This is a genomic window from Shimazuella sp. NTD250, assembly GCF_059510375.1.
This window is the reverse complement of record NZ_JCAJZS010000003.1, coordinates 83,467-96,971: the sequence shown is the minus strand read 5'-3', so window position 1 is coordinate 96,971 and position 13,505 is coordinate 83,467. Positions and strand designations below refer to the sequence as shown.

Annotated in this window: 10 protein-coding genes; 2 read left to right on the top strand and 8 right to left on the bottom strand. The window is 37.6% G+C overall.

What is annotated here, in order from left to right:
• Positions 1–167: 167 nt before the first annotated feature.
• The 5 genes from AC5WOF_RS08530 to AC5WOF_RS08510 form a co-directional block, all read right to left on the bottom strand.
• On the bottom strand, positions 168–944 hold the full coding sequence (locus AC5WOF_RS08530) for an ABC transporter ATP-binding protein (RefSeq protein WP_496049539.1): 777 nt from the start codon (positions 942–944) through the stop codon (positions 168–170).
• 351 nt (positions 945–1,295) lie between these two features.
• Positions 1,296–4,310, bottom strand: a complete 3,015-nt coding sequence (locus AC5WOF_RS08525) for an efflux RND transporter permease subunit (RefSeq protein ID WP_496049538.1) — start codon at positions 4,308–4,310, stop codon at positions 1,296–1,298.
• Positions 4,311–4,446: 136 nt separating this feature from the next.
• On the bottom strand, positions 4,447–6,387 hold the full coding sequence (locus tag AC5WOF_RS08520) for an FtsX-like permease family protein (protein ID WP_496049537.1): 1,941 nt from the start codon (positions 6,385–6,387) through the stop codon (positions 4,447–4,449).
• A 155-nt stretch (positions 6,388–6,542) separates the two neighbouring features.
• Positions 6,543–7,562, bottom strand: a complete 1,020-nt coding sequence (locus AC5WOF_RS08515; protein WP_496049536.1) for a sensor histidine kinase — start codon at positions 7,560–7,562, stop codon at positions 6,543–6,545.
• 15 nt (positions 7,563–7,577) lie between these two features.
• Positions 7,578–8,255: a response regulator transcription factor gene (locus AC5WOF_RS08510; protein WP_496049953.1), complete on the bottom strand. Its 678-nt coding sequence runs from the start codon at positions 8,253–8,255 to the stop codon at positions 7,578–7,580.
• A gap of 342 nt (positions 8,256–8,597) precedes the next feature.
• On the opposite strand from AC5WOF_RS08510, the gene AC5WOF_RS08505 reads away from it, so the two are divergent.
• On the top strand, positions 8,598–9,377 hold the full coding sequence (locus tag AC5WOF_RS08505; RefSeq protein WP_496049535.1) for an SGNH/GDSL hydrolase family protein: 780 nt from the start codon (positions 8,598–8,600) through the stop codon (positions 9,375–9,377).
• Between the two features lie 169 nt (positions 9,378–9,546).
• On the opposite strand, the gene AC5WOF_RS08500 is transcribed toward AC5WOF_RS08505, so the two are convergent.
• A complete protein-coding gene (locus AC5WOF_RS08500) occupies positions 9,547–10,215 on the bottom strand; it encodes a hypothetical protein (RefSeq protein ID WP_496049534.1) in 669 nt (222 codons plus the stop codon).
• A 313-nt stretch (positions 10,216–10,528) separates the two neighbouring features.
• Between AC5WOF_RS08500 and AC5WOF_RS08495 the strand changes: the two genes are divergently transcribed.
• Positions 10,529–11,440 (top strand): S66 peptidase family protein, encoded by a 912-nt coding sequence (locus tag AC5WOF_RS08495; protein ID WP_496049533.1) that lies wholly within the window; start codon positions 10,529–10,531, stop codon positions 11,438–11,440.
• On the opposite strand, the gene AC5WOF_RS08490 is transcribed toward AC5WOF_RS08495, so the two are convergent.
• Positions 11,429–12,268, bottom strand: a complete 840-nt coding sequence (locus AC5WOF_RS08490) for a M50 family metallopeptidase (protein ID WP_496049532.1) — start codon at positions 12,266–12,268, stop codon at positions 11,429–11,431. The two genes, AC5WOF_RS08495 and AC5WOF_RS08490, sit on opposite strands and share 12 nt — an antisense overlap.
• Positions 12,269–12,273: 5 nt before the next feature.
• Entirely contained in the window at positions 12,274–13,017 is a 744-nt protein-coding gene (locus AC5WOF_RS08485; protein ID WP_496049531.1) for a peptidoglycan DD-metalloendopeptidase family protein, read from the bottom strand.
• Between the last annotated feature and the right edge of the window lie 488 nt (positions 13,018–13,505).

Genomic DNA, 13,505 nt, shown 5'->3' with positions numbered 1-13,505 from the left:
CCACTCGAAGTAACATAGCAAAGTTACTACTCAGACTTGCTTTCTTAACGATCGAAGGATCATGCTGCAAAGTCAAAAAGATAAAATAGAGACCTATGCTGAAAATAAGCGAAAAAAAGTAGAGTTAATAGTGTTTCATATTCTTCCGCATACTTCACAGAACAAGATCAGAGAGTGTCAACATTGTCACCCCCGAGAACTGCTTGGACATTTAAAATTTCTTTGAAAAAAGCCTGTCTCGTTTTGTCTCCTCGATACAATTCCGAATAGATCATCCCATCTTTTAGAAAAACAACCCGACTACAATAACTGGAGGCAACTGGATCATGTGACACCATCACAATGGTAGTGCCTCTTTTCTTATTTATCTCTTCCATCATACCTAATAGAGAAGATGCCGACTTTGAATCAAGTGCACCTGTTGGTTCATCTGCATATACCATGGATGGTTGATTAATCAGCGCACGTGCAACAGATGTCCGTTGTTTTTGACCACCAGAAATTTCATGTGGATATTTGTCAGCAAGTTCTTTAATGCTAAGGACTTCAGCAATTGTCTGGAACTCATCTTCCGCTGCCTTCTTATTCATCATGCTAAGTGATACAGGAAGAAGAATATTTTCCTTCACTGTTAATGTGTCAAGAAGATTGTAATCTTGAAAGACGAATCCTAGTTTTCTACCTCGAAAAGCAGACAATTCGGAGTCTTTCATTTTGGAAATATCTGCGTCTTCGATGAAAATTGACCCTTCCGTTGTGCGATCGATGGAGGCAAGAACATTCAACAATGTCGTCTTCCCAGACCCCGAAGGTCCCATGATTCCAACAAATTCATTTTCTAGAACACGAAGATTGATCCCTTTCAAAACTTGCTGTACATTGTTACGTGTGCCATAAGATTTACGAATATTTTGAGCATGCAAAACTGTTTTTTTGTGATCCATTTGTTTTCTAACCTCCTTTTCTATATTAAATTCTACTGTTTGTTGTATAAATGGTCGTTTGTTTCAGATGACAAATGGCAGGAGAAGTGTGACATATTATCAGGTAGCTTCCCATATTGGAATTCATTTTTAGTTGTGAACGTCCTGAGCATAACTACATCTGACTAGATTATATAGCAATGTTGTATCTTATTTATTAACATCAGTATGTACTGAATATAAATTGTCCAATTGCCTTATCTTTCAACACTTTCTGTGAACTCATTTTCGAAAAATCATCCTTCTGTATTTCCAAGTATAATAGAATCCCTCTAGCATACCCAACAAGGGAAATACTAGAGGGGTTAAGTATCATATTATTTCTTTTTGCCGCTCATTTTTTCTTACTATTGCATATACGACTGGAACAAAAAACAACGTTACTAAAGTAGAGGTGGTTAAGCCACCAATAACGGTTATCGCTAATCCCTTGGAAATCAACTCTTCAGAAGCTACGGACAACGCAAGAGGGATAAGCGCAAATATCGTTGCAATAGCAGTCATTAAAATCGGCCGGAGTCTTATTTTTGCTGCTTCTACAATTGCTTCTGTTATCTCCATACCTGATTTGCGGTTGGTTTCAATCCGGTCAAGTAAAACTACTGCGTTTGTTACTACAATTCCAACTAGCATCAGCACACCTATCATTCCGCTTATCGAGAGTGTCTGTCCTGTTATCAATAGTGCAGCAATTGAACCAATTGGTATAAACAAAATGGAAGAGAGAATAATCAATGGCGTTACTACTCCCCCAAATGTAACACTTAAAGTAAGAAAGACCAGACCAATCGCTACAAAAATAGCAATCCCCAAACTTTGAAAACCTTCCTCGGTCTCCTCTAGTGAACCGTCCGATCCAAGGGTAACCCCTGCTGGTAATGTAAGCTGATTTACTTTTGCCATTACTTCTTTGGTAACTTTTTTCACATCAGTTGTCTTGATCGATGCAGTCACACTAGCATAATTTTTTCCTTGTTCATGTTGAATCGATATTGGAGTCTTTGTTTCTGTAATAGTTACAATATCACTTAGTTTTTTATTTCCTGCTTTTGTAGGCACAGAAATGTTTTTTAATTCCGTAAGAGAGGTGATCCCTTTACTGTAAGAAATCGTCAACATTTGTTTTTCATTGCCAATCTTAAAATCATCGATATTCTGTCCTTCTAAGTAGTATCCTACTATACTGCGGATCTGATTGATATCAACCTGAAGTTCTTTCCCTTTGTCATTCAGTTTGAGATTCCACTTGGGTATAACCTGTTCCATTTTGTTGGTGACGTTTTCCAACTGCTTATTTTGCTGTAGTATGTCCTCCACTTGCTTAGAAGCTTTTTCTAGTGCATATGAATCTTCACCATATAAGGAAAAACCTATAAAACCTTGACCACCAGCCGATTGTTGTCCAATTCCAGAAACAAGAATCATCCCAGCAGGATAATCAGCATGCACAATCTCATTCAATGCTTGTTCCATTTTTTTAATAAACGGCTCTACCGCTACTCTATCATTTAATTTTATTGTAAATTCTATGTTGTTCCCTTGCGTTGGTCCTATCCTCCCTTCAGCTGGTAGATTGATTGACATTTGACTATAATTAACATCATTTAATCCCTTCACATACTTTTCTAACTTCTTTGCCATTTTATCCGTATCCGCTTGCTTCGTTGCAGCTGGTAAAACCGTTAAAACCTTTAAAGATGAGACAGGACCAGCTGGTAAAAATGAATAACCAAGCTGCGGTACCATCGCTATTGCACTGAATAACAGAAGGATTGATACAGAAATCGCGATTGCTTTGTGCTTCAGTGCACCTAGTAACATTTTTGTATACCAGTCAACAAGTACACTTTTCTTTTCTCGATGTTTGACATTTAGAAAGAATTTACTACTAAGGACTGGGATCAGCAGAAATGCTACCAAAAACGAGATAAAGATAGAAAATACAACAGCACATGCAAAGGGACGGAAGTACTCACCGATTTCCCCACTAATAAAAGCAAGTGGCAAAAATACGACTATCGTGACGAGCGTTGAAGAGGCGACTGCCTTTAGTACTTCTTTAGTTGCATAGAAAGCCAATTTTTTGTCACTGTTTTCTTTGCTGTTTTGCTGTTTCCAACGAAAAATATTCTCGATCACTACAATACTGTCATCCACTATTCTACCAATTGCTACTGTTATTCCTCCTAAAGTCATCATATTTAGTGTATAACCTAACAAATCTAGAAAACTCATTGTAGCAAAGACAGATAGCGGCAAAGACACAATCGCAATAATAGTTGCACGCAGATTACGCAGGAAAAGAGCAATGATTAACACAGTAAATAAAGCACCTAGTAAACCCTCTCTCATTAAGGAATGAATCAAGTTTGATACAGCTTGCCCATCATCTGTGAGAGAATACATTTTGAATTTTTCTTGTTTCTGGTATTTGTCCACAATTTGTTTTACTTTACTACCAACTTCTGGCGAATTTGCGGTATCCGTTTTTGTGACATTTAACAAGAGAGCACTTTCCCCATTAAAACGGGTAATTCCATTTGGTATAGCCGCCTCTTTGACAGTTGCAATAGTACCCAATTTTAAGGGAGATGTGCCACCTACTATATCGATTTGCTTTAAATCATCGATCTTTAAGATCTTATCCCCAGACAAATTTACTGGTATGGTATACTTTGACTTCTGAACGGTGCCAATGGGCAGGGAGGTGTTAGACGTCTGGATTGCATCATAGATAGATTGGGTAGTGATCCCGTATTTTTTAGCCTTATCCAGATCTACACTGACAACCCAAGATTGCTGTTTATCACCAGATAGTGTTACTTCCTCAACACCATCCACTTTTTTCAACTCAGGAATAATTTTTCCCTCAAGCAAATGTTGTAGTTTGAGACTATTTGATGAACTAAAAGCAACTTCATAAACCGTTTTATTCTCTGTCGAACTTTTATCCAGCTTCACTTCTGTTTCCTCTGGGAAACTAAGTTTGTCTAATTCATCTTGTACTTTCTCCTTTGCTTGATCTATATCTTGTTCAAATGGATAAGTGATCTCAATAGATCCAGTATTTTCATTGGAAACACTAATGTATTGAGCTTCCTTCATTTGTGAAAGGCGATCTTCTATTGGTTTTATTATGTCTTGTTCTATATCCTCAGCAGAATAACCCTTTTTGGAAACCGATATTTCCAATGTTGGTGAATGAACACTTGGAAGCGATTCCACTTGGATATTCCAAGCAGATAAAACCCCTGTAACTAGTACAAGAATACTCAAAATAATAACGGCCACAGTATTATTTAAACCCCATCGTATCAATCGATCCACTACACATTCCCTCTCTCTTTGCCTTGTTAAAAAATCATAATATTCCGACATAATTTCCTGTGATCGTAGGTATAGCCGAACTATTTTTCACGTGCAGCATAATCCCTACGAAATACAAGATATATCACGCAATTTATTATCGTGCATTTTTGATCATTTTTTGGTAGTAATTGACTGTTAAGCTGGCAAAGGTGAAATAAAACAATACATACACTCCTATGGAAATCATAGAAGGCACAGTGATATCCGTTTGCAAGTCTATCATGGTTGCTCTCACTGCAAAAATAGCATGCAAAGGTGCAATCACAAGAGGAACAGAAAAGACAAACAGTTGTTTACGAATAATGCCTTTCATCATATCTTTTACATCAAAACCAAATTTCCGTAAGATAATATAGGCTTTCTTCTCCTGCTCTGCTTCCATCATCTGCTTGAAATATATGACACTGCCAGTCGAGATGAGAAAGACGAGACCAAGAAAACCAGTAACGAAAATAAGCAATCCAGAAGACTGATATTCCAGCTCATAAACCGTATAATAATCAGGCAGAAATTTTCCTTGTGGTCTGTTTGACATGATATTTTCATCTATACTTTTATAAATAGCAGATGCCTTGGCAAGATCATGCCTGTTTGATATCTGAAATGCGTCTATTTCCAATGATTCATTGTTCTTTTTAAGCTCTTTCATTGTTTCTTCTGATACAACCAGTTGAAACCCAGTAACGTCAAAATCGTTAACAACGGTCTTCTCTACTATTCTCGTTAATCGGATTGTTTGCAGACCTCGACTGCTATAAACATGAATATGGACAGGAAATCTCATTTTTGAATTTTGAAAGTCTTTATTTGCACTTGAATGATAGAGAACAGCATCCCCTGTTTTCGGCACCGTGATGTCAGCGCCAGCCTTGACAAGTTGTTCGGCTGAGAAGATAGAAATACGACTAGTCGGGATAATTGGTATTGGCATTTCATTCATTAGTGAAGTGCTCATCACTTCTAACTGAACCCCTGTGATTGGATAACGAATAAAAGAAATGCCTTCTTTTGTGAGCTTATCCTGAAATAATGTTGCATCTTGCTCCTGATTTTCAAAAATAAAATCATATGGATTAGCTGAACGAATTTCTTTCGCAAAGGTCCAGTAAGTCGCATTACCAACAGCAATCATCGTCAAACTCACTGTTGATAGGATGGTGATCAAAGTAAAAGCGAGCGCATTGGACTTCATTTGATGCATAATCGGAGTGATAGAAAGACTATTTTGCAAACCAAGGTAACCATCTTTCTTTTTTCGAAACTCATACAAAAACCAACTGATGGTAACTCGGAAAAGCAAGTATGTGCCTGCTGTTGTCGTTAAAAATAGTACTAACACACGAATGGTGGAAGATTGATTGATAACGTATCCTGAGTACCAATATCCAAATACAAGGAGAACAATAGCAAATGTAGTGACAATGGCTGCTTTGACAGTTTGAGGTCTTTTTATATACTCTCTTCGCTTATCAGCATCGAACAATTCAAGCAATGTACTACGATAAATGGCGAAAACCATTTGTGCTGAATTTACTAACATAAGCACAATAAGCACAAATAAAGTTTCCAAGACTGCCTCAACAGAAAAGGACATAGTGATAATACTGTCATCACCGATTAATTTCATAAGCATCAGTTTACAGAGTCGCGAAGTTAAGGTACCACCAATGATCCCAAAAACAAACGCACTTACCCCAATCATGATGTTTTCACTGATAATAAGGCGAGCTATCCTTGTTTTGGTCAAACCGATTAGTTGATATAGTCCAATTTCTTTGCTGCGAAGTCGAAGAAAAATATGATTGGCATATATCATAAAGCTAATGATGATAACAATCAAAATTACCCCTGCGATTTGAAATGAATCACGAAAGTTATCATTTAAACTTGTTATTGCCACAATGGATGGGTCATGCTGCAGCATGGAAAAGATAAAATAAAGACCTAAACTAAAAACAAGTGCAAAAAGATAGAGATAATACTGTCTGATATTTCTTCTCATGTTGCGGATGACCAACTCAAATATTGTCAACATAGTCGCCCCCAAACACAGCCTGTACATGTAAAAATGCTTTTGGAATTAAATTCTGGTTCGTGTTCATCTCCTCGCTAGATATTCATTTTATGATTAAAAGTCGAAAAAATCGTTCGTTTCACGTGACAATCAAGAAAGCCAATGTGACATTATTGTCAGGTTCGTGTTGCTTCATATTCATTTTCAATAGGGAATGTCAAAGACACAGTAGTTCCTTGCAGTTGTTTTGATTGTACCGAAATAGTGATCCCGATTTTACTGGCTACCATTTTTGCCAGATACAATCCTAGTCCCGTTGCTGCGTTTTGTAATCTTCCAGTGCCGCCTGTGAACCCTTTATCGAAAATGCGAGGCAAATCGTGTGAGGCAATCCCTGGACCCTCGTCTCTTAGTTTCAAAACAACATTTCCAGTAGATATCATTTCTGTTTCTATCGTGATTACCCCGCCGTCTGGGCTGTATTTCACTGCATTTACTAAGATTTGTCGTAAAATAAATTGGCACCATTTACTATCTGTCTTCACTGCTACATTTTCCCCTTCAAACTCAACCGCAACATTCTTCTCCAAAAACCACGAGGCTAATTCCCGGACTTCACTAGCAACAAGCCGATGCAGTTGTTTTTTTTCTAAAACGTAATCGGATTCCAGATAAGGAAGGCGAGATATGTATAATTGCCGGTCAATAAGCAGATGAATACGCAGCCATTCTGCTCCAATCTTCTGCAATGCAGGATCACTTCGATTCGCATCAATCATTAATTTCATAGCTGTAAGCGGTGTTTTTACTTCATGTACCCATGATGCAACATAATCTCTTTCCATTACATGAGCCTCATGGATCATAGATAATTTTCGTTTATAAGAACGATCCGCTGCACACAACGTTTCCTTTACCACTTCATCTAGCAAAAAATTTGGTTCTGGTAACATCTCGATCCAATCTTCTTCCATTTCCCCAATTGCCATAAGTGTTTTTATAAACCCTGTTTCTTTCTTATAACGCCACACAAAAAAGAGAAGGAAAGCACAGAACAGTAATAGATTTAGATAGATGATAGAACCTATTTGGAGAGATATTCCACTATCTAGCCAAATGATAAAGTTGGTAAACGCAAGAGAAATAAAATAAAAGAGAATCCAGTTTTTTCTATCATTTAGATAGCGAATAAACATATCTTTATCCCTTTCTTATAACGTTACCGCCATATAGCCAATGCCTTTTTTGGTCACGATCGCATCTTCCAACTTGAAATCCGCAAGTTTTCTGCGTAACCTTGTTATATTTGCAGTCAACGTATTGTCATTGACAAATCGCTCATCATCCCACAGTTTCCTTATGAGTTCACTACGGGTAATAATTTGATCACTCATCTGAACAAGAACAACTAATATAAACAACTCGTTCTTTGTCAATTCAATCTCGCTTCCTGCCATCCGAATAACAGCGCGCTTTAAATCAATGATCGCACCATTCCATTCCATTAGATCAGTGACTTGTTCTTTATAATTGTAACTTCGACGGAGTAACGCCTGAATTTTAGCCATAAATACATCCATATTGAAAGGTTTTTGAATGTAGTCGTCCGCTCCCATATTCATCGCCATCACCATATCCATCGGATGATCTCTTGAGGATAAAAAGAGAATGGGCACTTTTGATATTGCCCTAATTTCTCGACACCAGTGGAAACCATCATACGCAGGCAGTTGAATATCCATGATAACCAGATGCGGTTGTTTACTTAGAAAAGACTCCATCAAATGATGAAAATCATCTGGACTTGTAACTTGAAAAGACCACTGTTCAAGTCGTTCCTTTAGCGACTGAAAAATAGCCATATCATCTTCCACAATGAAAATATTCATATCCACTCCGTTGCACTTCCTTTCATAAATATCATTATAAATGAAAAAATAGGTGAAAATATGTTAGACATATGCAAGTTTAAAGATCACATCAATAAAGAAATGATGTTCCCTAAATGTGATCATAAATAAAAGTAAGGATTTCTCCTTATAGTGCAGCTACGTATATTTCTTTTATTGTCATACTTCATTTCCATTACTCTCTAAATAAGCATAATCAGACTATCAAACAAGAGACCATTATACATTCATTATGATTAACGATATATTCATACCAATATGAAATAAATTGTAATATGATTGTGGTGGTCACAAAAATACAATCATCAAGGGGTTGCTTGCATGAAAAAAGTTTCCATACTTATGTTTGCTCTTACACTGATATGTACTTTTGTCTTACCCTACTCCTCTTTTGCTTCATCCCTAAAAGCACATCATTCATCCCTTGTAGCACTCGGTGACTCCATTACATTTGGATACAATTTAGGGGATAATCATTCACCATCTCCATATGCTTTTCCTTATTTGATCGGAGCTCATTTAAATAAGAATGTTGCAAACTTGGGGGTTCCTGGTTGGACATCAGGCGATTTATTACAGGCTTTGCAAACGGAAAAATTCCAAACAGCCATTAAACAAGCAAAAATTGTCACATTAGATATAGGAAGTAATGATATCTTAAGACTCGCCTCTCAATATGGATTATTGAATCCAGAAAACACACAAAAACCGATTCAGTTGACTCCAGAACAAGAAAAAGGATTTGAGCAAGCAACGCAAACTTTTGCAGAAAACTTGCCTGTTATCATTCAAAACATCAAACAACTTGCTCCTTCAGCTAAGATAGTTTTATATAATCTCTACAATCCGTTTCCATCTGCATCTGTTTACTTACATCCTTTTTCAGAATCGATAATCGGACAACTCAATACTATCATCGAAAACAATGCAAATAAATTTCATTTAAAAGTAGCAGATGCACATGCTGCATTTGATGAACAGCAACATACATTAGTTCGTTTAGCCCAAAATGATGTTCATCCAACGGTTGAAGGACAAAAAGTTTTAGCTCAATTAGGAGAGCAGATTCTTCATAAAAAATGGAAAGAATTAGTTAGATAAAGAAACGCATATACTATTAGGCCTTCCTGATTCGAATTCTTAACTAAAAAAGCGAATAAAAACTTGATTCCTCAATAGAATCAAGTTTTTTAAAATTCTATAACCCCGAAAAGGCAAGATAAACAAAAAGAAAAGGACACAATGGCCTCTTTTCTTTTATCTGCATTCATTATTGTTTTTGTAAACGAAGGGAAAGTGCTCCACCAGCGACGAGTGTTGCACCTAGTGCGATTGCAGTTGGAAAGGAACTTGCAGTTTTAGGCAATTTCCCACCGTTTGGCTTGGTCACTACTGGTGTAGGAGTTTTACCACCTTCGTCCGTTGTTGGTGGGGTTGTCGTTCCTCCATTATCTGTAGTTGGCGGAATTGTGGTTCCACCGTTGTCGGTAGATGGAGGAGTTGTCGTTCCCCCATTGTCTGATGTTGGAGGTGTTGTTCCTCCATTATCCGTTGCCGGTGGGACTTCGGTACAATTTGTCACCACGATTTCTTTGCTCCAAATAGAACCTTTGGGTTCGATCAAATGGAAAATATAATGGCCTTCTTTCCCATTTTTGTTTTGTGCAATATCATAGGAAATGTTATGTACTTTTCCTTTTTCCAAGGCTGGGATTTCACCAGTTGCAATCTTTTCTCCTTCTTTTGGATTACCGCTTTTTGACCAGTACAGGTCATAGCTACCAGCTTTTTCATCATTGCCACGTTCAACTGAAACGGATACATCTAACTTTTTACAATCTCCACTCGCTTGTGCTCCCCAGTTACATGCTAGCGCAAGACTTGGTATTGCCAAAACAAGAGTAGCTGCAAATGCACCGGAAACAACTTTTTTGAACATTTTATATATTCCTTCTTTCCCATCATTCATTTATTTTATTAAATAAAGATATTTCATATTTTAATATATAAATATCTATTCTAAACTGCATAATGATGTACTTTCCTTGAATATTCTTTTAATAATAAAAGTGTTTTATACCATACAAAATAGAATGTTATTCATTTTAAATTACCTTCTTTATATGAAAAACAACATTGTAATCCTATTTCATTTTAAAAAGGACTATCTCGAAAACAAAAGGTTTACATTACACCATATTCCATCAACAAGTGACATTTTGGCATATTCATAATAAAAAGGGGTTGAAGGAATGATTCCAAAACCTATGCATAAAGGAGCTTATATTGGTATTGTGGCACCTTCGAGCTCGGTTGATCCTAAAAAAACACACCAAGCAATTGATCATCTACATGATGCTGGTTATATACCAGTTCTCGGGGATGCAATCTTCGATCAAAATGGATTTTTAGCAGGAAATGATAAGGATCGCTTAGCGGATTTACATCGTATGTATGCAGACCCTGAAATTGAAGCAATTCTTTGCTTGCGTGGAGGATACGGTTGTCTGCGGATCGTCGATCAACTCGATTTTGAGCTAATTCGTCGCAATCCAAAATGGTTGATCGGCTATAGTGATATTACTACTTTGCTCAATGCCATTTATCAAATGACGGGAATACCTACCATTCATGGTCCAATGTTAGCAGAATTACCCGAATCAGCAGGAGAAGACTGGTGGAGGGATTTGTGGCGGTTACTTCAAAATCCAACGAGTACTTATACGTACCCTAGAACAAAAAAAGCCCACTGCCTGTTCCCTGGAAAAGCAGTAGGATCTATTGTTGGAGGAAATTTATCATTACTTGTGGCATCGCTGGGGACTGCTTTTGAAATCGATACAACCGGCTGCATTTTATTTATCGAAGAAGTGGGAGAAAATCCATATCGAATTGATCGTATGTTAACTCAACTTCGTTTAGCTGGTAAATTACAAGCTTGCAGCGGAATTGTATTTGGTGATTTTACCGACTGTCATGCCCCAGCAAACAAACCGAGCTTACCTGTTATAAAAATATTAACTGATCACATCGGGCGAGTTTGCAAACCGTCTTATTACGGCTTGCCTGCCGGGCATTCCTTACCTAATTATCCCATCCCCATTGGGGGAGAAGCCTTTGTTGATGCAAATGCTTGCTTCTGTATGGTATCTCTAACTGACTAGATCTTGTATCTTACCTATCTTCCCATCTTCAAAATATTTTTTTAGCAACCTCTCTTCTGGAATAAAACCCAGCGATGTACCTGATTTATCTTTCAACTCAAAGACGTGATAAGATTCTTTGTACCAGCGATCAATGATAGATGAAGTTACGATCGGTTGCTGCAACACGATACGACGTATAGGTACATCATGATGTATTCCATTATGATGACGATATAACAAAAAACGTAAATATTGAAGATGGTGTGATCGCAGGTGCTTTATATTTGTCATGAGTAAAAAGAGAGAAATCGTAAACAACGGAAAAGACGAAGATAATCCCCATCCAATGAGACCAATCGTCAAAATAATACTCACCCAGTATGTAACAGTAATACACAAACGATAAGGTAACACATAACTTAGCAATGCTTGAAGTACTCTTCCTCCATCCAAAGGATAGATTGGTACAAGGTTGAAGAGGGCAATGAACAAGTTTCCTTGGATAAAATAAGTAGTCCAAGCCTCACTCCACCAACCTAAATGAAAGGCGAGCAGACTAAACAATACCATCCAAACATGATGAAAAGGCCCTGCTAAAGCTACTACAATTTCTTCTTTAGCTGGAACGGTACCCCACTCATCTGTTTTTGCAACTCCTCCAATTGGCAAAAGCTCGATTGATTGAATTCGCCAACCATATGACCAAGCAGCTGCAACATGCCCCAATTCATGAATAAAAACTAAGACGCATAAAGTGATGATCTCAAGAAAGTGCCCTGTCCAGACCGAAATAACTACCAGCAACCAGAATGTTGGATGTAATCGGAATCTCTGAAATGTAGCCATTTGCCCTACCTAAAAGGAATAATGCCAGTAGGATCGATAAATTGTCCATTTTCTTGCAGGGCTACATAAACAAAATACTGATTACTACGGGGAGTAACTTGCCCAATTGTCTGACCTCTTTTCACTTCGTCCTTCACTTTTAACCGAATTTTACCAAGAAATCCATACCATGTTTGTTTTCCATCTTCATGCTGGATAATTACTGTCTGCCCTATTCCTGTTTTGTTTCCTACAAAAGTAACCACTCCCGCTTTTGCAGCTGTTATTGGCACTTTACCAGCAGTTTGTATCACGACTCCTTTTCGTTGTTCATTGAAAGATAGAACTACTTTTCCCTTGATTGGAGCTGCCCATCTCTCTACTTGTTTTTTTTCACCTGAAAACACGGGCAGCAAAGTCGGTCGGCTTCCTACTATTTCTTGATAAAAAGCACTTACCTTCTCATAAGGAATTTTCTGACTCCAAGCAGTAGAAATCCATCTTTCTGCAACGGGGTATCTCGTCCCTACAAGAGTAATCAAAAATAACATAGAGGCAGCTACCATTTGCATCAGAAACACATTTTTGGGATTGTTTTTAGCTTTTCCTTCTTGTGTATCCGTCCATTTTACAATGGATGATCTATCTATCTCATCAAACTTTTCTTTCGGCTCCCATGTAGGTGTTCGATTCACCGATTCCAATTTTCTTTCCAGTGATCGAATTTTTTGCTCTCTATTTTTATTTAACTCATATCCCCAATCGGCCATTTGTTATCCCTCCCTCTCACTGCTCGTACCATTTGTACAATCATATGTCAGGGATGTCCTTCATATGCTCCTAGTGTACAACTTGAAAAAGGAGGGTATGAAAAATGACAAAAGTTCGCGACTGGGTAAACAAAGTGTGGACTGCCTCAATAAAATGGTGCAAAACAAAATTACCAACAAAAAAACAGCCCTAATTGGAAGAGGCGACCTGTTATGGGTCGCCTTTTTGCACCATATTTACCCTTTTGTCACTCCATACAGCTAAAGCCGTAGGATTCTTGGGACGGTGGTAATCTTAATGACTACTTCATTACCAAGCTAGCCCCGTGAGCCCCACTGTTCCCTTACAACATGGAATAGTCCTATTACTTGGTTTTCGCATTTCAAACTATCCAAAATTTGTAATTGACGATAGTTCATCATCAGAATGTATATTTGTAAATATCTTTTGTTGAAAAAGTGTTGGACTTGAGAGAGCTAAACTCTTT